Source organism: Staphylococcus pasteuri (genome assembly GCF_003970495.1).
Classification (GTDB): Bacteria; Bacillota; Bacilli; order Staphylococcales; family Staphylococcaceae; genus Staphylococcus; species Staphylococcus pasteuri.
Window position 1 is genome coordinate 22800 of the sequence record NZ_RXWW01000017.1, and the last position, 24047, is coordinate 46846.

The window sequence follows — 24047 nt, forward strand, 5'->3', positions numbered from 1 at the left end:
ATGACTACAATAGTCAATATTTATTCATGCATTTATGAAATAAATAAGAATCAAGAGACTAAAATTTTCGTTTAGTCTCTTGATTAAATAACTATTCGGTAACGTCTACCTCTTCTTCTGTACTAGCAACTGGAGCTACGTTTTTATCGAATTGAACATCGCTATAACGTCTCATACCAGTACCAGCTGGGATAAGTTTACCGATAATTACATTTTCTTTAAGACCAAGTAAATCATCGCGTTTACCTTTAATAGCTGCATCAGTAAGTACACGAGTTGTTTCTTGGAATGATGCTGCAGATAAGAAGCTTTCTGTTTCAAGAGAAGCTTTTGTAATACCTAGCAATACTGGTTTTGCAGTTGCTGGGCGTTTACGTTCTTTAAATGCTTCTCTGTTAGCATCTGTAAAGTTGTGGATATCAACTAATGAACCAGGTAATAACTTAGTATCTCCTGCTTCAATGATACGAACTTTACGTAACATTTGTCTTACCATTACCTCAACGTGTTTATCATCAATTTCAACACCTTGCATACGATAAACTTTTTGAACTTCTTTTAATAAATAGCTTTCAGTAGCATTTAAACCAGCAACTGATAAGAAGTTTTTAGGTTCAATTGAACCTTCTGTTAATACTTCACCACGTTCAACTGATTGTCCTACTTCAACTTTAAGTCTAGAAGTTCCTGAAGCTAGATAAGATCTAGTTTCATTTTCACCTTTAACAACAATTTCTTGTTGACGGTCTTTTGCTAATTTAATATCTTCTACTACACCTTCAATTTCAGTGATTACAGCTTGACCTTTAGGGTTACGTGCTTCAAATATTTCTTGAATACGTGGAAGACCTTGAGTAATATCGCTTCCGGCTACCCCACCTGTATGGAATGTACGCATTGTAAGCTGTGTACCTGGTTCACCGATTGATTGTGCAGCAATTGTACCAACTGCTTCACCCACTTCAACTTTTTCACCTGTTGCAAGGTTTTTACCATAACATTTTTCACATACACCATGACGTGTATTACAAGTGAATGCTGAACGGATGTACATTTGTTCAATGCCAGCGTCAGTAATTTTCTTAGCAATTTCAGCAGTGATTAACTCATCTGGACGGATAATCACTTCATCAGTTTCAGGATGACGGATAGTTTCTTTTGAGTAACGTCCTTCAATACGTTCAATGAATGGTTCAATCATTTCTGTACCTTCTCTAATATCTGAAACAAGTAAACCTCTGTCAGTACCACAATCTTCTTCACGAACAATAACATCTTGTGCAACGTCAACAAGACGACGAGTAAGATAACCTGAATCGGCAGTTTTAAGTGCTGTATCGGCAAGACCTTTACGCGCACCATGAGTAGAAATGAAGTACTCTAACACTGTTAAACCTTCACGGAATGATGATGTGATTGGTAGTTCGATGATCTTACCTGATGGTGCAGCCATCAATCCACGCATACCTGCTAACTGTGTAAAGTTAGATGCGTTACCACGGGCACCAGAGTCACTCATCATGAAGATTGGGTTTGTTTTTTCAAGTGATTGCATTAATTCACCTTGAATTTGGTCCTTAGCATCTGTCCAAATTTCAACGACAGCATTGTAACGTTCTTCTTCAGTGATTAAACCACGATTGAATTGTTTAGTTACACGATCAACTAATTTTTCATGCTCATCTAAAATATCTTTTTTATCTGGTAATACCACGATATCAGATACACCAACAGTGATACCTGCTTTTGATGAGAATTTAAATCCTAGGTCTTTCATGCGGTCAAGCATCATAGATGTATCAGTGATACTAAATCTATTGAATACTTCAGCAATGATATTACCTAAGAATTTTTTATTGAATGGTTCAGTTAATTCTTTAGTTTCAAAGAATTCTTTTAATCCACCTTCACCTAACTCTGTTGGGTCAACAAAGTATTTATCAGGTGTTTTACCTTCAAGGTTAGCTTGAGTTGGTTCATTGATATAAGCAAATGAATCAGGAATGATTTCATTAAAGATAATTTTACCTACTGAAGTAGCTAAAATTTTATTGTTTTGCTCATCTGTAAATGTTGGATTATTGAATGAACTTGCATGTACACCAATTCTAGTGTGTAAATGAACATAGCCATTAGCATATGCTTTTAATACTTCGTTAGTATCATTAAAGATTGCCCCAGTGTTAACAGCATCTTTACGTTCTAATGTTAGGTAATAGTTACCTAATACCATATCCTGTGATGGTGTAACAACTGGTTTACCATCTTTAGGGTTCAAGATGTTTTGCGCAGCTAACATTAACATCCGCGCTTCGGCTTGAGCCTCTTTAGATAATGGAACGTGAACAGCCATTTGGTCACCATCAAAGTCAGCGTTATATGCTGTAGTAACAAGAGGGTGTAAACGGATTGCACGACCTTCAACTAAAGTTGGTTCGAATGCTTGGATACCTAATCTGTGAAGTGTAGGTGCACGGTTTAGTAATACTGGATGTTCTACGATAACTTCTTCTAAAACATCCCATACTTCATCGTCCATGCGTTCGATTTTACTCTTCGCATTTTTAATGTTTGTTGCAATTTCACGTTGAACTAATTCTTTCATTACGAAAGGTTTAAATAGTTCAAGTGCCATTTCTTTAGGTAAGCCACATTGATACATTTTCAGACTTGGACCTACTGCGATAACGGAACGACCTGAATAGTCAACACGTTTACCTAATAAGTTTTGACGGAAACGACCTTGTTTACCTTTTAACATATGTGATAGTGATTTTAATGGACGGTTACCAGGACCTGTAACAGGACGGCCACGACGACCATTATCAATTAAAGCATCAACAGCTTCTTGTAACATACGTTTTTCATTTTGAACTATGATTCCAGGTGCACCAAGATCTAATAAGCGTTTCAAACGATTGTTACGGTTAATAACACGTCTATATAAATCGTTTAAGTCACTTGTTGCAAAACGTCCACCGTCTAATTGAACCATTGGACGGATTTCTGGTGGGATGATTGGAAGTACATCTAAAATCATCCAAGCTGGATTGTTACCTGAATTACGGAATGATTCAACTACCTCTAAACGTTTGATAGCACGAGTAAGTCTTTGTCCTGTTGCAGATTCTAATTCATCACGTAAAGTTTTAAGTTCTTCATCTAAGTCAATTTCTGATAATAAGTCTCTGATACCTTCAGCACCCATTTTGGCAACAAATTGACCTGGATATTTATCATAATAATCTCTAAATTCTGCTTCTGATAATAATGTTTTCTTTTCTAAACCAGTTGGACCTGGGTCAACAACAACATAAGAAGCAAAGTAAATAACTTCTTCTAATGCTCTTGGAGACATATCTAATAATAGACCCATACGGCTAGGGATACCTTTGAAGTACCAAATATGTGAAACTGGTGCTGCTAATTCAATGTGTCCCATTCTTTCACGACGTACTTTTGACTTCGTTACTTCAACACCACATCTATCACATACCATGCCTTTGTAGCGTACACGTTTGTACTTACCACAACTACACTCCCAGTCTTTTGTAGGTCCAAATATTCTTTCACAGAAAAGACCATCTTTTTCAGGTTTTAACGTACGATAGTTAATTGTTTCAGGCTTTTTAACCTCACCATAAGACCATGAACGAATCTTTTCAGGTGAAGCTAATCCTATTTTCATATAATGGAAATTATTTACATCAATCAAGGAGCCTACCTCCTTCAATTTAGATTAGCTGTGCTATTTGATTGATTTACATTTATAGTATATAGAATTTGAGAAAGGTTTGAGCGACACTGATGTCGCCCCAACCTATATTCTAGTTATCTATGTGCATATTAATCAGTAGTTTCTTTTTGTGATTCTGGCGCATCTTTTTGTTGTAAATCTACTTTGCGTTCAGTTACATCTTCATCTTCGTTGTCAGCCATTTCGATTTCGTTATCTTGCTCATCCATCACTTTGACGTCTAATCCTAAACTTTGTAATTCTTTCATCAATACACGGAATGATTCAGGAACACTTGGTCTAGAGATATTTTCGCCTTTTACTATAGCTTCGTATGTTTTAACACGACCTACAGTATCGTCTGATTTATAAGTCAAGATTTCTTGTAATGTGTATGCAGCACCATATGCTTCAAGTGCCCATACCTCCATTTCACCAAAACGTTGTCCACCGAATTGCGCTTTACCACCTAATGGTTGTTGCGTAACTAATGAGTATGGACCAGTTGAACGCGCATGTAATTTATCGTCAACCATGTGTGCAAGTTTAAGCATGTACATAACACCAACTGAAATACGATTATCGAATGGTTCACCAGTACGACCATCATATAATACAGTTTTACCGTCACGAGCCATACCTGCTTCTTCGATAGTTGACCAAACGTCATCATCGTTGGCACCATCGAATACTGGAGATGCAACATGGATACCTAAGTTTTTAGCAGCCATACCTAAATGTAGCTCAAGTACTTGTCCGATATTCATACGTGATGGTACACCTAATGGGTTTAACATGATGTCAATTGGAGTTCCATCTGGTAAATATGGCATATCTTCTTCAGGAACAATTTTAGAAATGACACCTTTGTTACCATGTCGACCACACATTTTATCTCCGACGTGAATTTTACGTTTTTGAACGATATAAACACGTACTAATTGGTTAACACCTGGAGATAATGTATCATCGCCTTCTTCACGATTGAATACTTTAACATCTAGAACGATACCGCCAGCACCATGTGGCACACGTAATGATGTATCACGAACTTCACGTGCTTTTTCACCAAAGATTGCATGTAATAATCTTTCTTCTGCTGTAAGTTCTGTAACTCCTTTTGGTGTTACTTTACCTACTAAGATGTCTCCATCATTAACTTCAGCACCAACATAAACGATACCACGTTCGTCTAAGTTTTTAAGTGCACTTTCAGAAACATTAGGAATATCACGTGTAATCTCTTCAGGTCCTAATTTAGTATCACGAGCTTCTGATTCATACTCTTCAATATGAATTGAAGTGTAAACATCGTCTTTAACTAAACGTTCACTCATGATTACAGCATCCTCGTAGTTATAACCGTCCCAAGTCATGAATCCAACAACAACGTTACGGCCTAATGCCATTTCGCCTAATTCCATTGAAGGACCATCAGCTAGTATTTCGTTATATTCAACGATGTCACCAGCAGCAACAATTGGGCGTTGGTTATAACAAGTACCAGAGTTAGAACGTTTGAATTTCGCTAATGGATAACGATCTAATTCACCTTCGTGCTCTTGTCCATTTTGTTCAACTAGACGACGTACTAAGATTTCATTAGATTCAACATGTTCAACTCTACCTCTATGGTTTGCTGTAATAGCAGCACCTGAGTCACGTGCAGCAACATGTTCCATACCAGTACCAACAAATGGAGCTTCAGGGTTCATCAATGGTACTGCTTGACGTTGCATGTTTGCACCCATTAACGCACGGTTAGAGTCATCGTTTTCTAAGAATGGGATACATGCTGTAGCTGCTGATACAACCTGTTTAGGTGAAACATCCATGTAATCCATTTTTTCTTTAGCCATAACTGTGTTATTACCACGGAAACGACAAACAACTTCATCGTCTAAGAAACGGCCATTTTCATCTAATCGAGAGTTCGCTTGGGCAACAACATAACTATCTTCTTCATCAGCAGTTAAATAGTCAATTTGATCAGTAATTGCATTCGTATCTAAATCTACTTTACGATATGGTGTTTCAATGAAACCAAATTCATTCACACGTGCGTAACTAGATAAAGAGTTGATTAATCCAATGTTTGGACCCTCTGGTGTTTCAATTGGACACATACGACCATAGTGAGAATAGTGTACGTCACGAACTTCCATTTGTGCACGTTCACGTGTTAAACCACCAGGTCCTAAAGCAGAAAGACGACGTTTATGTGTTAATTCTGCTAATGGGTTAGCTTGGTCCATGAATTGTGATAATTGTGAACTACCAAAGAATTCTTTAATAGATGCAATTACAGGACGGATATTGATTAATTGTTGTGGTGTAATTGAATCCGTATCTTGAATAGACATTCTTTCTCGAACTACACGTTCCATTCTTGATAAACCAATACGGAATTGGTTTTGTAATAATTCGCCTACTGAACGTAAACGACGATTACCTAAATGGTCAATATCATCTGTATAACCGATACCACTTAATAAGTTAAAGAAATAACTCATTGAAGAAATGATATCTGCTGGAGTAATACATTTAACTTCTGAATCTGGTAATGCATTACCAATAACAGTTGTTGTGCGTCCTTCTTCATCATTAGGAACATATACTTTGATTGATTGAATTTCAACTGGTTCATCAATAACTGTTCCTTCTAATTCAAATACTTCACTATTAGCATTTGATTCTAAAACGTCCATAATTTCGTCTAATTTACGACGATCAAGAACTGTTCCTTCTTCAACTACAATTTCACCTGTTTCACTATTAACAATTGGTTCTGCTAATTTTTGGTTGAATAAACGGTGTTTTAAGTGTAGTTTTTTGTTTGCTTTGTAACGACCAACGCTTGCTAAGTCATAACGTTTTGGATCGAAGAAACGTGAATATAATAAGCTTTTAGCATTTTCTACTGTTGGTGGTTCGCCAGGACGTAAACGCTCATAAATTTCTAATAATGCTTGTTCTGTGTTTTCAGTACCATCTTTTTCTAATGTATTACGTAAGTATTCACTATCACCTAGTAAATCTACAATTTCTTGATCACTTGAGAAACCTAATGCTCTTAGTAATACAGTTAATGGTAATTTACGTGTTCTATCAATACGTACATAAACAACGTCTTTTGCATCAGTTTCATATTCTAACCATGCACCACGGTTAGGAATAATTGTTGCATCATAGTTTACACGGCCGTTTTTATCAAGTTTTTCATTGAAATAAACGGATGGTGAACGTACTAATTGTGATACGATAACACGTTCTGCACCATTGATAACAAATGTACCTGTATCTGTCATTAGTGGGAAATCACCCATGAATACTTCTTGCTCTTTTACTTCGCCAGTTTCTTTAATAATAAGACGTACTTTTACACGAAGAGGTGCAGCATAAGTAGCGTCACGGTTTTTTGATTCTTCTAAGTCGTATTTCGGTTCACCTAATCTATAATCTACAAATTCTAAAGATAGGTTACCTGTGAAATCTTCAATCGGAGAAATGTCTCTAAACATTTCTAATAAACCTTCTTTAAGGAACCAATCGTAAGATTTTGTTTGAATTTCTATTAAGTTCGGTAATTCTAATACTTCTGAAATTCTCGCGTAGTTTCTACGTTTACGATGTCTTCCATATTGGACAACTTGACCTGCCAAACAGATTCACCCCTCAAAAATTGTGTGGTTTGCTTTTACTCATAAAACAAAAGAGAGACTCAAGATTTAAAGACAAAAAGAAAACGGCAACACTTCAGATGACACCATTTTCTATTCTTTATTTATCTTGTTTAACTTATTTGTTTTACATAAAAGTACACACTTATTGAACATAAATTTTTACATTTTATAACTATATCAGAATACTACTCTTAAATCAAGCTTTTGAACTTTTTAATATATAGTACCCTTTACTTTTATTTACAACTTCCACATTGTTAAATAATTCATCCATTTTCTTTTTAGCGGAAGGCATACCTTGCTTTTTTTGGATGACGACAAATAACTCGCCACTTACTTTAAGTTTTTGGTAAGCTTCTTCAAAAATACGATGAACGACATCTTTGCCCGCTCTGATTGGCGGATTAGTTAATACAAAATCAAATTGGTTATCTTCAACTTGAGTCATCCCATCACTCTCTAAAATATCCGCATTTTCAATGTGATTTCTTTTTTTATTCTTTTTAGCTAATTCTAAGGCTCTTCTATTCACATCTAACATAGTAATATGATGATGCGGAGATACCTTAGCAATCATTAATCCAATTGGACCATATCCACAACCAACATCAGCAATTGTTTTACTTGGACCAGGTGGATTGTTATTTATGAATGTTTGAATTAATAAGTCAGATCCATAATCAACTCTATCTCTAGAAAAAACTCCATTATCTGTAATTAAATCTATTGATTGTTGATAACACTCATAAGTGATATGTTTTTCATCACTTTTTACATCCGGATTTTCATCATAGTAATGACTCATGTCTTCACCTCTATTAGTCTTTTGTATAACATTAATTGAAAAAATTATTATAAATGAATTAAAAACCCCGTTATCGCAATAACGGGGTTTTTAACTTCTCAAAGAATGTAGTCACAAATATAATTTGTAACTATATTATTTAGTTAGGAAACTAGAATTATTTTAATTCTACAGTTGCTCCAACTTCTTCTAATTGTTCTTTAAGTTTTTCAGCTTCTTCTTTAGGTAAAGCTTCTTTGATTACTTTAGGAGCTCCGTCAACTAATTCTTTAGCGTCTTTTAATCCTAAGCCAGTTGCTTCTTTAACTGCTTTAACAACTTTGATTTTTGAAGATCCAGCTGAAGTTAATTCAACATCAAATTCAGTTTTTTCAGCTGCTGCGTCGCCGCCACCAGCTGCACCTGCTGCTGCTACTGGAGCTGCTGCAGTTACACCAAATTCTTCTTCAATTGCTTTTACTAAATCGTTTAATTCTAAAACTGACATTTCTTTAATTGCTTCAATGATTTGTTCTTGATTAGCCATTTTATAATTCCTCCGTTATTTTTAATTTTTTATGCGCAATTATTCAGCGCTTTCTTCTTTTTGTTCTCCAACAGCTTTAACCGCATAAGCGAAGTTGCGTACTGGAGCTTGTAATACAGATAAAAGCATAGATACAAGACCATCGTGTGAAGGTAATGAACCAACAGTTTTAACTTCTTCTGCTGAAATAACATTTCCTTCCATAACGCCTGTTTTAACTTCTAACGCTTCATGTTCTTTTGCAAATCCTGCAATAACTTTTGCTGGAGCTACTACATCTTCAGTTGAAGTTGCGATAGCTGTAGGACCTGTTAAGAATTCATCTAAGCCTTCGATACCAGCTTTTTCAGCAGCACGACGTACCATTGTGTTTTTGTATACTTTATACTCAACACCAGCTTCACGTAATTGTTTACGTAATTCAGTAACTTCAGCTACTGTTAAACCACGGTAGTCAACGATTACTGTTGAAACTGAGTTTTTAAGTTGATCAGCAATTGTATCAACTAATTGTTTTTTAGCTTCAATGATAGCAGACATTCAGACACCTCCATTTAATTTTTTCGGTGCTTTTTTTAAGTTTAATAAAAAAAGCACTTTCTACCCACGGCAAAAAGTGCTTGAAAGTTAATAGTCACGTTCAAGTCAATTTTAGCCTCGGTAGGATTATGTTTTAAGTTATCAAATAACTCCTACTGTCTTAGGTAAAATAATCACAATATTTAATATAACTGCTTAATTGTAATATGTCAATATGTTTTTTAGAAACTCTTAGCATTTTAATGCTTAGAGTTTCTTAGAGTGCAACTCTGAAATCTACCTGATTTCTTAGTGTTGCCTCCACAAGGTTGACTAGACCAATCATGAGCTCTGTGATATGAGTGGTCAGTCAACTACTGTGAGCATGAGCTTTAGCTCAGGCGTTCCTCTCGTAATGCATTTTAATGCTTAGAGTTTCTTCGTTTTTAAAAATTAAACCTAGGACTTTAACAGCCCTAGGTTATATTTATTAATTATAATTTGAATGAAGAAGTATCAACTTTAACTCCAGGACCCATTGTTGTAGTTACAGCAACAGATTTGAAGTAAGTACCTTTAGAAGATGATGGTTTAGCTTTTGCTAATACATCTTGTAAAGCTTTGAAGTTTTCAACTAATTTTTCATCGCTAAATGAAACTTTACCGATAGAAGCATGTACGATACCAGCTTTTTCAGCACGGTATTCAACTTTACCAGCTTTGATTTCTTCAACTGCTTTTTTAACATCCATTGTTACAGTACCAGTTTTAGGGTTTGGCATTAAACCTTTAGGTCCTAATACACGACCAAGTTTACCAACTTCGCCCATCATGTCTGGAGTAGCAACAACTACGTCAAAGTCGAACCAACCCTGTTGGATTTTTTGTACGTAATCAGATTCACCTACGTAATCTGCGCCTGCTTCTTCAGCTTCAGTGATTTTATCACCTTTTGCGAATACTAATACACGTTGTGATTTACCAGTTCCGTTTGGTAGCACTACTGCACCACGGATTTGTTGGTCATTTTTACGTGTATCAATTCCTAAACGGAATGCAACTTCAACTGATGCGTCAAAGTTAGCAATGCTTGTTTCTTTAGCTAATTTAACTGCTTCTTCAACACTATAGTGTTGTGTACGGTCAACTTTATTAGCTGCTTCTTGATACTTTTTACCTTTTTTAGCCATTTATTGTTCCTCCTTTAGTGGTTTTAGCGGAATTTCCTCCCACATTTACTTGTGTCTACCACAAGTTAAGAGCAGATAACAGATAGTTTCTTAATCGAATCAGCCTTTTCAAGCTACTGAGTGCTAAGATGTCATAGACAAAATGGATTGTTTATACCTATTCTGTTACCTGCTTTTATCGTTTGAATCAGTTCATTTCAAATTAGATTTGATTGTTTATTATTCTACAGTGATACCCATACTACGAGCAGTACCTTCGATAATACGCATAGCTGCTTCTTCGTCTGCAGCATTTAAATCTTGCATTTTTTCATTAGCAATTTGACGTACTTGATCTTTAGTTACTGAAGCAACTTTGTTTTTGTTAGGTTCGCCTGAACCTTTTTCAACGCCAGCTGCTTTTTTAAGTAGTACTGGAGCCGGTGGAGTTTTTGTAATGAATGTAAATGAACGGTCTTCATATACACTGATTTCTACCGGAATGATTAAACCTGCTTGCTCTTGAGTACGTGCATTGAACTCTTTACAGAATCCCATAATATTCACACCTGCTTGACCTAATGCTGGACCAACTGGTGGTGCTGGGTTTGCTTTACCTGCAGGAATTTGTAATTTAACTACTTTTTCTACTTTTTTAGCCACGATGTGCACCTCCTTGATATCGTGATGTGGTCACAGGGCTCAGTTTTGCCCTCCCACTCTTAACATTTCGTGACGAAATGAACGCTCTAAAAGCGCGACCACATTATTTTAACACTGTTTCACTTCAGAAAGCAATAGTAAAATTTCAACTTTCATATATTATATATGTTAATTTTGTTTACTATAATTTTTCGATTTGATCGAATTCAACTTCTACCGGTGTTTCTCTTCCGAACATATCAACTAACACTGTTAATTTAAATTTTTCCGCTTCAATTTCTTGAACTTCGCCGACTTGGTTTGCGAATGGTCCAGATTTAATGCGTACTTGTTCGCCAACATCTAATTCGACATCGATTGTTTTTTCCTTTAATCCCATTTGTTTAAGAATAAAGCGAACTTCTTCTGGTAATAATGGGTTAGGCTTTGATCCAGCTCCAGCTGAACCGACAAATCCAGTTACACCTGGTGTATTTCTTACTACATACCATGATTCATCTGTCATTACTAATTCTACTAGTACATATCCAGGGAATGTTTTCTTCACAAGTTTTTTAGCTTTTCCATCTTTAACTTGTGTTTCTTCTTCTTCAGGTATGACAACTCTAAAGATTTGTTCTGTCATATTCATTGATTCTACTCTTTTTTCAAGATTCTTTTTAACTTTGTTTTCATATCCTGAGTATGTATGCACTGCATACCAACGCTTTGCGCCTACTTCTTCAGACATGTCGCCACTCCTAACCTAATAATAAATTTTTCAACGCTGTAATTCCTAAATCTAAGGCATAGAAAAAGACTAAGAAGAATATTACTGTCGAAACAACTATAACAGTGTATTTAAATAATTCCTCTTTAGTTGGCCAACTTGTCTTTTCCATTTCAGATTTTACACCTTGAAAAAAGCTATCTTTTTTAGCCACTAATAAAACCTCCAAATCTTTTAACAATATCTTTATCACATTCTGCGTATTGTTTATTTTGATTCTTTATGTACTGTATGAGCATTGCATCTTGAACAGTATTTCTTAAGGGTCAATCTTTCAGCAGAGCCTTCTTTTTTGGGTACATTATAATTTCTATTGCCACACTCTTCACAATTCAAGGGTACTTTTTTCACATTCATTCACCTTTACTCATTAATATACCAGTCTACTATACATAAATCTAAATATGAATGTCAAACTAGTATACGTCATATTAAGGTTATATCGTTTCTTGCATTCATATTATTATCACTATTTAAACTTATATTCTAAATGATGTCTTATTTTCATTTTACAACGTTGTATCGCATTGTAAACTACTTTGTCTTTAATAGATAATAGGTTAGCGATTTCCTTAGGCTTATAACCTTTAGTATATAAATCAAATACCTTTTGTTCTTGAAGTGTCAAATATTGTTTTATCACATTGATTGCTTCTATTATTTCTTTTCTCTGTAAATTGACCTCTATCTCGTCTCGATTAAGTATATTAATTTGGTAATCTATGACATATTCATTAACAAAATTTTTAAATTGCTTTTGATCAGAGAAACATTTTCTATAATAATCACATTTCACAGATTTAATTAAACATGATACGTATTTTACAAATGATTCATCACATTGGTAATTATACCGTTTGAGTGCTTTGTAAATTTTAATCAAGATTTCTTGATATAAATCATCTTTTTCAAATTGATTTTGAGAAATAGAATTAATCCTTTTGATAATTAATGGATTGAATCGATGGATAACCTTTTTTAAATCCATTTCTAATCTTTGCAAATCTGGCGATATTTGTTGTTGTTCTAGTTGTCCTTTTTCTTGTGTCATATAAATAGCCTTTCCAAAAATTTAAGACTATTTTATAAGATATCTAATATAAATAGCAATATTGCAAAAATTAATCTTTTTTATGGTTACCCCTTCTTATTTTTTCAAATTCTGCAAGTATATCTTTAGACAACGGAATTCGAGTTCTTGGTTTCTTTTCTGTGATGTCTTCTAACGATTTACTAACAGTAATTTGATTTTCTTTTAATTCTCTCCACATTTCTCTAGAGGAAATTCGATATGCACCAGAACCAAAAATAGCATGTTGTTCGCTCATATCACTCGTCACAACTGTTATATGCGTTGTGTGTTTGTTATACAATTCATAAACATAGCGCTCAATAAAGCTATCGGCCGTTTCTTTTTCCTTAGTAAATACTGTTCTAACTCCGTGATACATATACTCTCTTTCGATGCCAGATTGTTCATAAGCATCGAATACGCAAACAATCTCGTCGGCGATTACAGCATTATAGTTTGCAATAGCGTCAATCAATTGTTCTCTTGCTTCTTCAAGGTTATCTTTAGCAATTTTACTCAGTGTCGTTGATTGGCCAATCATATTGTAACCGTCAATAATTAAATAACGTTCCTTCATTATTCGTCTCCGTTCGAATGTCTTTTACGGAATACCTCGTACATCATTAAACTTGCAGCAACTGATGCATTTAAACTATTTACATGACCAACCATAGGAATTTTAATATAGAAATCACATTTATCACTTACTAAGCGACTCATGCCTTGTCCTTCACTTCCTATTACAATTGCTAGAGACATATCGGCTTCTAACTCTCTATAGTCTGTTGCATTATTTGCCTCTGTACCAGCAACCCAAAAGCCATTATCTTTTAGTTCATCAATTGTTTTGGCTAAGTTTGTTACTCTGATGACAGGCACATGCTGTATGGCACCTGTAGAAGCCTTAGCAACGGTTTGAGTTAAAGAAACAGAACGTCGTTTAGGAATTATGACGCCATCAACACCAGACGCATCAGCTGTTCTTAAAATTGAACCTAAGTTATGAGGGTCTTCTAAACCGTCTAATATCATAACTGTAGATAATCCTTCTTTTTCTTTTTGTTGTTTTAAAAATTGATCGAAATCAGCATATTCATATGGTGCAATAAGTGCAGCTACTCCCTGATGGGGTGCAGTAGATAAAAAATCTAATTTAGATTTTGGCACTGTTTGTACTATGATTTTTTGATCTTTTGCATTTTTTAAAATATCGTTGATTTGTTGTTTTTTTATACCATCTTGTATCAAAATCTTATTTATTGAATGACCTGAAGTAATAGCTTCTTTTACTGCATGTCTACCAACAATGACTATATCTTCCACTTACTCACGACCTCTCATTAACTATTTCTATTATTTTATTTAGCAATTCTTTCAATCGTTCTTCATTATGTTCTAAATACAAATAACCAAGTACCGCTTCTATAGCTGAACTCTTACGGTAAGTTTGAATGTCTGTATTTTTAGCCTTAGTATAACTTTTAGCATTACGCCCTCTTTTTAATATATCCAGTTCTTCTTCAGTAAACCAATCTTCATCAATAAGCGTTTCAAGTGTTTGTGCTTGGCTTTTAGCTGAGACATATTGTTTTGAAACTTGATGTAATCGGTTAGGTTTACTGCGTAATTTGAGCACGATATATTCACGAACATGCTGATCTAAAACGGCATCACCCATATAAGCTAATGTTAAAGGATTAAGTAATTTCGTATTCATATTATCCACGTTTAAATCTAACACCTTGAGGAGTATCTTCTAAAATAATATTCTTCTCTTTTAAATGGTCTCTAATTTCATCAGCACGTGCGAAATCTTTATTTTTTCTAGCTTCATTACGCTCTTCAATTAATTTTTCAATGTCTTCATCTAATAAATCATCTTGTTGTTTTCCTTTTAATGGTACACCTAATACATCACTAAATATTTGATAAACTTCTTTAAATCTATGAATAACTTGAGTTGAAGTAACATTTTCTAATACATATCGATTGGCTAATTTCGCTAAATCATACCAAGCTGTTACAGCATTAGCTGTATTAAAGTCATCATCCATCACTGATTCAAAATTTGCTAAGATATCATTAATTTGGTCGATATATTCTTCTTGATTTTCAATATCAGTAGCTATTGCTTCTCTTTCTTCAATTAATTGATAACTATTTCTAATACGTTCTAGACCACTTTTAGCTGCACTTACAAGTTCTAAATTATAGTTAATTGGACTACGATAATGCACACTAATCATGAAGAAACGTAAGACATCCGGATCAATTTCTTTTATAATATCGTGCACTAAAATAAAGTTACCTAAAGATTTACTCATTTTTTCATTGTCGATATTTATAAAGCCATTATGCATCCAATAATTAGCAAATGGTGCATGGTTGTGTGCTTCTGATTGTGCAATTTCATTTTCATGGTGAGGGAATTGTAGATCTGAGCCTCCTGCATGAATATCGATTGTTGGTCCAAGCTCGTGAAATGCCATTACTGAACATTCAATATGCCATCCAGGACGACCTTCGCCAAAAGGACTTTCCCAACTAATTTCGCCAGGTTTCGCCTTTTTCCATAAAGTAAAGTCTAGTGCATCTTCTTTTTGGTCTCCTGTTTCGATACGAGCACCTACTTTTAAGTCATCAATCGATTGATGACTTAACTTACCATAATCTTTAAATTGACGTGTTCTGAAATAAACATCTCCGTTACTTTCATAAGCATAGCCTTCATCCACTAATTTCTTGATGAAATCTATAATTTCATCCATGTGATTCATTACTCTTGGATTTGATGTAGCTTTTTTAACGTTAAGCGCACCAACATCTTCATAAAATGCTTTTATATATTTATCTGCAATTTCTGGAACACTTTCGTTAAGTTCTTTTGAACGATTAATTAGTTTGTCATCCACATCAGTAAAGTTTGATACATATATTACTTCATAGCCTTTATATTCAAAATATCTACGTACGACATCATAGTTGATTGCAGGTCTTGCATTACCAATATGAATATAGTTGTATACTGTAGGCCCACAAACATACATTTTTACCTTACCTGGTTCTATAGGTTCAAAAGTCTCTTTTTGACGCGTTAACGTATTATATAATGTAATCATCTTGAATCTCCCCGTTTCTAGTTTTTTCAAGTTGTCTTTCTAAGTGTTTAATTTGTTCATATAATGGATCTGGTAAATTTCGATGATCAAATGTTTTACCAATGCGTTTACCATCTTGTTTAACAATATGACCCGGTATTCCTACTACTGTTGAGTAGCTTGGTACTGATTGTAATACCACTGAATTAGCACCTATATTTACATTAGAGCTAATTTGAATATTACCTAACACTTTTGAGCCGGCTGCAATTAACACGTTGTCACCAATATCTGGGTGTCTCTTTCCTTTTTCTTTACCAGTACCACCTAAAGTAACACCTTGATATATTGTCACGTTATCACCAATAGTACATGTTTCCCCTATAACCACTCCCATGCCATGGTCAATAAATAATCGTTTTCCTATTTTAGCGCCTGGATGTATTTCTATACCTGTAAAAAACCTTGAGATTTGAGATATTGCTCTTGCAGCTACATAGCGTTGTTTATTATATAATTTATGTGCAATTAAATGACTCCATACCGCATGTAGACCTGCATAAGTTGTAACGACTTCAATAGTTGATCGTGCTGCTGGATCCTGTTCAAATACCATTTTTATATCGTCTCTCATTCTTTTTAACAAAACATTCTCCCCCTTAGCCTTATTAGACTATCAACTAAAATTATTTAATAAAAAAGCACCTCTAACAATAATTGCTAGAGGCGCAAAAGCACGGTTCCACTCTTCATTTAGTAAATCACAATTCAATTAACTCAACATTTGATTTACTCTCATTTAATCCATATTTGAATTTATTTTATAGATCAAAGGTGCATTCATTAAATTCCATGATGTGCTCGCAGCAACCGCACACTCTCTGAATCATGTACTACTTAATTACTAATCCTTTGATTAACTCACTTATTACTTTTAATATTATGTGGTAAATTGTAATTTTTCAAGTGTGAATTTTAATTCAACTTTAATTTCACTTTTTAAATATACTGTTTCAAACGAGATAATACTTTATCTTTACCAAGTACTTCAATTGTATTTGGTAATTCAGGACCATGCATTTGACCAGTTACAGCTACACGAATTGGCATAAATAATTGTTTACCTTTTATACCAGTTTCTTTTTGAACTTCTTTAATTGTTTTTTTAATTTCTGTAGCTTCAAATGGTTCAAGTGCTTCTAATTTACCATATAAATGAGTCATTAATTCAGGAACTTGTTCTCCATTAATCACTTCTTGTTCTTTTCCAAATTCTGGCATTTCTTTAAAGAACATTTCTGAAAGTGGTACGATTTCTCCTGCATAACTCATTTCTTTTTGATATAAAGCGACAAGCTTACGTCCCCAATCTAAATCTTCTTCAGATGGATTTTCTGGGATTAAGTTAGCTTTGATTAAATGTGGTAAAGCTAATTCAAATACTGTTTCAGTATCTTTTTGTTTCATATATTGGTTGTTTACCCAAGCTAATTTTTGTTTATCAAAGAATGCTGGTGATTTAGATAAACGTTTTTCATCAAAGATTTTAATGAATTCTTCTTTAGAATAAATTTCTTCTTCGCCTTCAGGTGACCATCCTAATAAAGTAATGAAGTTAAATAAAGCTTCTGGTAAATAACCTAAATCACGATATTGCTCGATAAATTGTAAAATTTGGCCATCACGTTTACTTAATTTTTTACGCTCTTCATTAACAATAAGTGACATATGAGCAAATCTTGGTGCTTCCCATCCAAATGCTTCATAAATCATTAATTGTTTAGGTGTGTTTGAAACATGATCGTCACCACGAATAACATCAGTGATTTCCATAAAGTGATCATCAATTGCTACTGCAAAGTTATATGTTGGTACACCGTCTTTTTTAACGATTACCCAGTCACCCATATTATTTGAATCAAATGAAATTTCACCTTTAACCATATCGTTAAATGCGTACGTTTTGTCTTTAGGTACACGGAATCTAATTGATGGTTGGCGTCCTTCCGCTTCAAATTGTTGGCGTTGTTCTTCAGTTAAGTGAGCATGTTGGCCACCATATCTTGGCATTTCACCACGCGCAATTTGAGCTTCGCGTTCTTCTTCTAATTCTTCTTCAGTCATATAACATTTATAAGCTTTATCTTCATCTAATAATTGTTTGATAAGTGGATTATAGATGTCTGCACGTTCAGATTGACGATAAGGTCCATAACCTTTATCTTTATCTACTGATTCATCCCAGTCTAATCCTAACCATTTTAAATTATCGAATTGTGAAGATTCTCCATCTTCTAAGTTACGTTTTTTATCAGTATCTTCAATTCGTACTACAAAATCGCCATCATAATGTTTAGCAAATAAATAGTTAAATAAAGCAGTACGTGCATTACCAATATGCAAGTAACCTGTTGGACTTGGTGCGTATCTTACTCTTACGCGTTCACTCATTTTATCCACTCCTGTAGTTTAAATTATTAATGTTTTATTGGTGTATACCAATTTTATTCAACTTTTTATTGAATAAGTAACGAATGATTATGTTTATACAGTAAACAATAGTCTGATAATGATTGACTTTGTCATTTACCTTCTAATTTATTAATCATTAATCTCACAAATTGTGTCAAAAATTATTGTAGCACTTCTCAGCTACTTTGATAAGTTACTCGCATTTATTTTTCAAGTAATATATTTCCAGATTATATGAAAATGCCTGCTTAAATTAAATTCATTTAATCAGTTGGTGTTTCATTTAAATTTTTAGCGAATACAATACGTCCGGAAGAAGTTTGTAGTAAACTTATAACTTCTAAATCCACGTGTTGTCCAATCAATTTTTTAGCATTATCGACAACAACCATTGTTCCATCATCTAGATAGCCGACACCCTGACCCGGCTCTTTACCCATTTTAGTTAATAAAATATTCAAATGATCTCCTTGGTGTACATTAGGTTTAATTGCCTCTGAAAGATCATTAACATTCAATGCACTAATTCCATGTACGTGACATACTTTATTAAGATTAAAGTCCGTCGTAATAATATGCGCATGATGTTGTTTTGCTAATTTAATTAATAACATATCAATATCACTATGTGATTTGGTTGGGTTAATGACACGTGTTGGATATTCTAAATCATAAATCTGATTGAGCTTATCCAAACCACGTTGTCCTTTTTCACGCTTTACACTATCATTAGCATCCGCTATAATTTGTAATTCGTTAATTACACCTTGTGGAATAAGTACTTCTCCGTCCATGAACCCACATTTCATAATATCGATAACTCTGCCGTCAATAATAGCACTTGTATCAATTATTTTTGGAACTGCTTTAAAAGAATGTTGAGACATTGAGCGTGAAATATTTTCCGGTAAGAACATCAACATCTCGTCTCTCTTTTTCAAACCAAATTGGAAGCCAAAATAACATAAAATCATCGTAATAATAATTGGTATAAAATGATTTAAAATGGAATTACCAATCAATTCCAAGATAAATGAAATCATAACGGATATTAAAAGTCCGATAATTAAACCAATAGTTGCAAACAAAATCTCTACTGCGCTTCTCTTCATTACTGTATGTTCTAATTCTTTAAAAGCGTATGTAATATGTTTAATAAAGAAACCAAAAACAATAAAAAATACAACAATGCCAATTAATCCGTCTATATAATAGTTAGTGAGTATAGGATAATTACTTAAGCCTAAATCTTTTATAACTTCTGGTATTATAATGATGCCTAATGTTGCACCTACTACCATATAAATAACGATTACAATTAATCTTAATGGATTCATTTTTTACCTCCTTTCATTTAAATGATTTATGAATTAAATGCATACTTTAATGCGTCATGAACTGATGATACACCGACAACTTTTATATCCTCAGGGAATGTCCAACCACCAATATTAGTTTGTGGAATAATCACCCTTTTAAATCCTAATTTTGCAGCTTCTTGAACACGCTGTTCAATTCTTGCTACTCGTCTTACTTCACCAGTCAAACCAACTTCGCCAATAAAACAATCTAAGCCGTCTACTGCTTTATCTTTAAAACTAGATGCAGTAGCAACTATAATACTAAGATCAACTGCTGGTTCAGTTAATTTCACTCCTCCAGCTACTTTAATATATGCATCTTGTTGCTGTAGTAGATAATTTTCTTTTTTCTCTAACACTGCCATTAATAAGCTCAAGCGATTGTGGTCAATGCCTGTAGCCATTCGACGTGGGTTGTTGAATGTTGTAGGTGTTACTAAAGCCTGAACTTCAATAAGTAAAGGTCTTGTTCCTTCCATAGTCGATACTATTGTTGACCCTGGAACATTAGTAGAACGTTCTTCTAAAAACATTTCGGAAGGATTCATAACTCCTTTTAACCCGCTTTGTTTCATTTCAAAAATACCCATCTCATTCGTTGAACCAAAACGGTTTTTAACGGCTCTTAATATTCTATAGGCATGGTGTTCATCACCTTCGAAATAAAGCACTGTATCAACCATGTGTTCGAGTAATCTAGGTCCAGCTATTTGCCCCTCTTTAGTAACATGACCAACAATAAATGTCGCGATATTCATTTGTTTAGCGATATTCATTAAGCTTTGTGTACTCTCTCTTACTTGAGAGACAGAACCAGGTGCGGAACTAATTTCTGGGTGATAAATTGTTTGTATTGAGTCAACGACTAATAAATCTGGATTAATATCTTTAACTGTCTGATAGATTACTTCTAGATCTGTTTCAGCCAACACTTGTAACTTGCTTGAGTCTTCTTCTAAGCGATCTGCACGAAGTTTTGTTTGATTAATTGATTCCTCACCTGTAATGTATAAAACATTTTTAGATTGAGAGAGAGAAGCACAAATTTGTAAAAGTAATGTTGACTTCCCAATACCTGGGTCACCGCCTATTAAGACAAGAGATCCATTTACAATGCCTCCACCAAGTACACGGTCAAACTCTTTTGATTCTGTGAGCACTCGTGGTGTAGATTCATGTTTAATACTGTCTAGTGTTTGTACTTTTCCTGCAGTTTCTTTGGATTTAACACCATGTTTTGGATTGGCGGCTTTTTCAACTATTTCTTCCATTTGGTTCCATGCACCACAGTTAGGGCATTTCCCCATCCATTTTGGAGATTGATAGCCACATGCCATACATTCAAATATTATTTTTTTCTTGGCCAAATTCGCACCCCCGTTTTATTTAAGAACAAATCTATTTTAAACTGACAAATTCATAATGACAAATTAAATGTTAATACTTTAATTAATTATTTAAAATTATTCAAAATCACTATGATTATGTCAATTTTTGTATTGTATTATTTGTTCGACACCTTCTTGTTATCAATTCATCGTTCTCTTCAATTCATACTAATTATTTCAAAAATCTTTGATATCATCGTCTATTATTATGGCACATCTTGATAGAGTATTCATTTATTTTTTATAATGATTCTAATTTAACATTACTAAATAAAGAGGCAGGGACATTTTAGTCCCTACCTCTTTATTAATAATCAATCTATAAGTTGATTACGCTTCTGTAGAAGCTTTATCTTCTTTTTTATCTTGAATATCATATTTAAATTCTTCACCATCATGATCAACAGTTACATTCTTACCTTCTAATTGATTACCGTCTAATATTAATTCACTTAGGTTATCTTCAACTGTCTTCTGAATTGCGCGGATAAGTGGTCTTGCACCATATTCTGGGTCATATCCTTCTTCAGCAATTTTTTCTTTAGCTTTTTCAGTTACTTCAATATTTATATTTTGTTCTGATAAGCGTAGTGTTAATTTATTAACCATCATAGTTACGATTTCTTTAAGTTCATCTTTAGATAATTTATGGAAAACAATAATGTCATCCACACGGTTTAAGAATTCTGGACGGAATGCATTTTTAAGTTCTTTCATCATTGTTTTACGTATTGATTCATAATCTTGACCATCATTGGCACCACCAAAACCTGCGAAACGTTGATCTTGTAATTCTTGAGCGCCAACATTTGAAGTCATAATAATCACTGTATTACGGAAGTCAACTTGACGTCCTTTAGTATCAGTTAAATGACCATCATCTAATACTTGTAGCAAGATATTAAATACGTCTGGATGTGCTTTTTCAATTTCATCGAATAGTATAACTGAATAAGGTTTACGTCTAACTTTTTCAGTTAATTGGCCACCGTCATCATGGCCTACATAGCCAGGAGGGGCACCAACTAAACGACTGACAGCGTGTTTTTCCATAAATTCACTCATATCAACACGAATCATTGCATCATCTTCGCCAAACATAGATTCAGCTAAAGCACGAGCTAGTTCTGTTTTACCTACGCCTGTAGGACCTAAGAATATAAAGCTACCAATTGGACGTTTAGGATCTTTTAATCCTGCTCTTGCACGTCTTACCGCTTTACTAATAGAAGTCACAGCATCTTTTTGACCAATAACTCGATGATGTAATGTGTCTTCTAAGTTAAGTAAGCGATCTGATTCAGTTTCATTAATTCTTGTTAATGGAATACCTGTCCAACCCGCAATAACTTCTGCAATATCTTCTTCAGATAATGATGTACTTACGCCATCTTGTGCGTTTTTCCATTCATTTTTAGCTTCTTCAAACTGTTTTTCTAATTTAGTTTGTTTATCTCTAAGATTTGCCGCGTTTTCAAATTCTTGAGCGTGAACGGCTGCGTCTTTTTCATTTTTAACTTTTTCAATTTGTTGTTCAATTTCTTTTAAGTTATTAGGTGTTGTATGACTTTTTAGTCTTACTTTTGAGCTTGCTTCGTCAATTAAATCAATTGCTTTATCAGGTAAAAATCTATCTGATACATAACGATGACTTAATTTAGCTGCCGCTTCTAAAGCTTCATCTGAAATGTTAATACGATGATGGGCTTCATAACGGTCACGAAGTCCTTTTAAAATTGCAACAGTATCTTCAACTGAAGGTTCATCAACTTGTATAGGTTGGAAACGACGTTCTAATGCTGCGTCTTTTTCAATATTTTTGCGATATTCGTCTAAAGTAGTCGCACCAATGCATTGTAATTCTCCACGAGCTAAAGCAGGTTTTAGAATATTAGAAGCATCTATGGCACCTTCAGCTCCACCAGCACCGACTAATGTGTGCAATTCATCAATAAATAGAATAACATTGCCTGCTTGATGAATTTCTTCCATTACTTTTTTCAAACGTTCTTCGAATTCGCCACGATATTTAGTTCCAGCTACAACTGTTCCCATATCTAAAGACATGACACGTTTGTTTTTCAATGTTTCTGGTACTTCATTATTTACAATTGCTTGCGCTAATCCTTCAGCAATCGCTGTTTTACCTACACCAGGTTCACCAATTAATACTGGGTTGTTTTTAGTACGACGACTAAGTACTTCTATAACACGTGTGATTTCTTTATCACGTCCTACTACAGGATCTAATGTTCCATCTTTAGCAATGACTGTTAAATCACGTGCTAAACCATCTAAAGTTGGTGTGTTATTAGATTTATTTGCTTGAGCATTTTTATTACTCATTTCTGGACTACCTAAAGCTTTAACGACTTGAGCACGTGCTTTTGTAATATTTAAATCGAGATTTGCAAATACACGTGCAGCTACGCCTTCGTTTTCTCTAATTAAACCAAGTAGTATATGTTCTGTTCCTACGAAATTATGATGTAATTTTCGTGCTTCATCCATTGATAATTCAATAACTTTTTTAGCTCTAGGCGTATAGTGAAGTGTCGCCATTGGTTCTTGACCGTGTCCAATAAGTTTTTCTACTTCTTCTACTACTCTGTCCTCTGTAATATTAAAACTTTCTAATACTTTTGCTGCAATGCCTTCAGGTTCTTTCATTAAACCTAGTAAAAGATGTTCTGTTCCAATATTTGAATGATTCAATCGAATTGCTTCTTCTTGTGCATGTGCTAACACACGCTGCGCACGTTCTGTTAATCTACCAAATAGCATAT

Annotated in this window: 20 protein-coding genes and 1 other annotated feature; all 20 genes read right to left on the reverse strand. The window is 34.2% G+C overall.

Annotated features, from left to right (window positions below):
• Positions 1–91: 91 nt before the first annotated feature.
• The gene (gene rpoC / locus CD121_RS02040; RefSeq protein ID WP_176745280.1) at positions 92–3688 is read right to left on the reverse strand and encodes a DNA-directed RNA polymerase subunit beta'; all 3597 of its coding nucleotides are present in this window, start codon (positions 3686–3688) and stop codon (positions 92–94) included.
• A 158-nt stretch (positions 3689–3846) separates the two neighbouring features.
• Entirely contained in the window at positions 3847–7398 is a 3552-nt protein-coding gene (gene rpoB / locus CD121_RS02045; protein WP_017637536.1) for a DNA-directed RNA polymerase subunit beta, read from the reverse strand.
• Between the two features lie 217 nt (positions 7399–7615).
• Complete coding sequence (locus tag CD121_RS02050) at positions 7616–8224, reverse strand: class I SAM-dependent methyltransferase (RefSeq protein ID WP_017637535.1); 609 nt, start codon at positions 8222–8224, stop codon at positions 7616–7618.
• Positions 8225–8381: 157 nt separating this feature from the next.
• Positions 8382–8750 (reverse strand): 50S ribosomal protein L7/L12, encoded by a 369-nt coding sequence (rplL, locus tag CD121_RS02055; protein ID WP_017637534.1) that lies wholly within the window; start codon positions 8748–8750, stop codon positions 8382–8384.
• Between the two features lie 39 nt (positions 8751–8789).
• The gene (gene rplJ / locus CD121_RS02060) at positions 8790–9290 is read right to left on the reverse strand and encodes a 50S ribosomal protein L10 (RefSeq protein WP_017637533.1); all 501 of its coding nucleotides are present in this window, start codon (positions 9288–9290) and stop codon (positions 8790–8792) included.
• A gap of 38 nt (positions 9291–9328) precedes the next feature.
• Positions 9329–9473: a sequence feature (ribosomal protein L10 leader region), on the reverse strand.
• A 290-nt stretch (positions 9474–9763) separates the two neighbouring features.
• The gene (gene rplA, locus CD121_RS02065; protein ID WP_017637532.1) at positions 9764–10459 is read right to left on the reverse strand and encodes a 50S ribosomal protein L1; all 696 of its coding nucleotides are present in this window, start codon (positions 10457–10459) and stop codon (positions 9764–9766) included.
• Between the two features lie 219 nt (positions 10460–10678).
• On the reverse strand, positions 10679–11101 hold the full coding sequence (rplK, locus tag CD121_RS02070) for a 50S ribosomal protein L11 (protein WP_017637531.1): 423 nt from the start codon (positions 11099–11101) through the stop codon (positions 10679–10681).
• 181 nt (positions 11102–11282) lie between these two features.
• Positions 11283–11831, reverse strand: a complete 549-nt coding sequence (gene nusG, locus CD121_RS02075; protein WP_002451213.1) for a transcription termination/antitermination protein NusG — start codon at positions 11829–11831, stop codon at positions 11283–11285.
• A 10-nt stretch (positions 11832–11841) separates the two neighbouring features.
• Complete coding sequence (gene secE / locus CD121_RS02080) at positions 11842–12024, reverse strand: preprotein translocase subunit SecE (protein ID WP_017637530.1); 183 nt, start codon at positions 12022–12024, stop codon at positions 11842–11844.
• Positions 12025–12077: 53 nt separating this feature from the next.
• The gene (gene rpmG / locus CD121_RS02085; protein WP_026083498.1) at positions 12078–12221 is read right to left on the reverse strand and encodes a 50S ribosomal protein L33; all 144 of its coding nucleotides are present in this window, start codon (positions 12219–12221) and stop codon (positions 12078–12080) included.
• Between the two features lie 118 nt (positions 12222–12339).
• Positions 12340–12921, reverse strand: a complete 582-nt coding sequence (locus tag CD121_RS02090) for a sigma-70 family RNA polymerase sigma factor (protein WP_126567371.1) — start codon at positions 12919–12921, stop codon at positions 12340–12342.
• A 70-nt stretch (positions 12922–12991) separates the two neighbouring features.
• Positions 12992–13519, reverse strand: a complete 528-nt coding sequence (locus tag CD121_RS02095) for an NYN domain-containing protein (RefSeq protein WP_017638455.1) — start codon at positions 13517–13519, stop codon at positions 12992–12994.
• Complete coding sequence (gene rlmB / locus CD121_RS02100; RefSeq protein ID WP_017638456.1) at positions 13519–14265, reverse strand: 23S rRNA (guanosine(2251)-2'-O)-methyltransferase RlmB; 747 nt, start codon at positions 14263–14265, stop codon at positions 13519–13521. The genes CD121_RS02095 and rlmB overlap by 1 nt, the downstream gene beginning before the upstream one ends.
• Positions 14266–14269: 4 nt before the next feature.
• A complete protein-coding gene (locus CD121_RS02105) occupies positions 14270–14659 on the reverse strand; it encodes a Mini-ribonuclease 3 (RefSeq protein ID WP_029056346.1) in 390 nt (129 codons plus the stop codon).
• Between the two features lies 1 nt (position 14660).
• The gene (gene cysS, locus CD121_RS02110; RefSeq protein ID WP_017638458.1) at positions 14661–16061 is read right to left on the reverse strand and encodes a cysteine--tRNA ligase; all 1401 of its coding nucleotides are present in this window, start codon (positions 16059–16061) and stop codon (positions 14661–14663) included.
• On the reverse strand, positions 16045–16674 hold the full coding sequence (cysE, locus tag CD121_RS02115) for a serine O-acetyltransferase (protein WP_176745279.1): 630 nt from the start codon (positions 16672–16674) through the stop codon (positions 16045–16047). The genes cysS and cysE overlap by 17 nt, the downstream gene beginning before the upstream one ends.
• Before the next feature lie 365 nt (positions 16675–17039).
• Positions 17040–18491, reverse strand: coding sequence for a glutamate--tRNA ligase (gltX, locus tag CD121_RS02120; protein WP_126567372.1), 1452 nt, complete (start codon positions 18489–18491; stop codon positions 17040–17042).
• A 284-nt stretch (positions 18492–18775) separates the two neighbouring features.
• Positions 18776–19849: a PIN/TRAM domain-containing protein gene (locus CD121_RS02125; RefSeq protein ID WP_108000043.1), complete on the reverse strand. Its 1074-nt coding sequence runs from the start codon at positions 19847–19849 to the stop codon at positions 18776–18778.
• A 26-nt stretch (positions 19850–19875) separates the two neighbouring features.
• On the reverse strand, positions 19876–21240 hold the full coding sequence (radA, locus tag CD121_RS02130; protein ID WP_126567373.1) for a DNA repair protein RadA: 1365 nt from the start codon (positions 21238–21240) through the stop codon (positions 19876–19878).
• Between the two features lie 351 nt (positions 21241–21591).
• The gene (locus CD121_RS02135; protein WP_029056342.1) at positions 21592–24045 is read right to left on the reverse strand and encodes an ATP-dependent Clp protease ATP-binding subunit; all 2454 of its coding nucleotides are present in this window, start codon (positions 24043–24045) and stop codon (positions 21592–21594) included.
• Positions 24046–24047 lie beyond the last annotated feature (2 nt).

What these genes read in the sequence shown, in the direction of transcription:
- nusG (WP_002451213.1), bottom strand. Translation starts at nt 11,831, where the DNA reads ATGTCTGAAGAAGTAGGCGCAAAGCGTTGGTATGCAGTGCATACATAC.
- CD121_RS02135 (WP_029056342.1), bottom strand. Translation starts at nt 24,045, where the DNA reads ATGCTATTTGGTAGATTAACAGAACGTGCGCAGCGTGTGTTAGCACAT.
- cysS (WP_017638458.1), bottom strand. Translation starts at nt 16,061, where the DNA reads ATGATTACATTATATAATACGTTAACGCGTCAAAAAGAGACTTTTGAA.
- cysE (WP_176745279.1), bottom strand. Translation starts at nt 16,674, where the DNA reads ATGAGAGACGATATAAAAATGGTATTTGAACAGGATCCAGCAGCACGA.
- CD121_RS02105 (WP_029056346.1), bottom strand. Translation starts at nt 14,659, where the DNA reads ATGAATACGAAATTACTTAATCCTTTAACATTAGCTTATATGGGTGAT.
- CD121_RS02095 (WP_017638455.1), bottom strand. Translation starts at nt 13,519, where the DNA reads ATGAAGGAACGTTATTTAATTATTGACGGTTACAATATGATTGGCCAA.
- CD121_RS02090 (WP_126567371.1), bottom strand. Translation starts at nt 12,921, where the DNA reads ATGACACAAGAAAAAGGACAACTAGAACAACAACAAATATCGCCAGAT.
- rplJ (WP_017637533.1), bottom strand. Translation starts at nt 9,290, where the DNA reads ATGTCTGCTATCATTGAAGCTAAAAAACAATTAGTTGATACAATTGCT.
- CD121_RS02125 (WP_108000043.1), bottom strand. Translation starts at nt 19,849, where the DNA reads ATGAATCCATTAAGATTAATTGTAATCGTTATTTATATGGTAGTAGGT.
- rplA (WP_017637532.1), bottom strand. Translation starts at nt 10,459, where the DNA reads ATGGCTAAAAAAGGTAAAAAGTATCAAGAAGCAGCTAATAAAGTTGAC.
- rplL (WP_017637534.1), bottom strand. Translation starts at nt 8,750, where the DNA reads ATGGCTAATCAAGAACAAATCATTGAAGCAATTAAAGAAATGTCAGTT.
- rpoC (WP_176745280.1), bottom strand. Translation starts at nt 3,688, where the DNA reads ATGAAAATAGGATTAGCTTCACCTGAAAAGATTCGTTCATGGTCTTAT.
- gltX (WP_126567372.1), bottom strand. Translation starts at nt 18,491, where the DNA reads ATGAGTGAACGCGTAAGAGTAAGATACGCACCAAGTCCAACAGGTTAC.
- CD121_RS02050 (WP_017637535.1), bottom strand. Translation starts at nt 8,224, where the DNA reads ATGAGTCATTACTATGATGAAAATCCGGATGTAAAAAGTGATGAAAAA.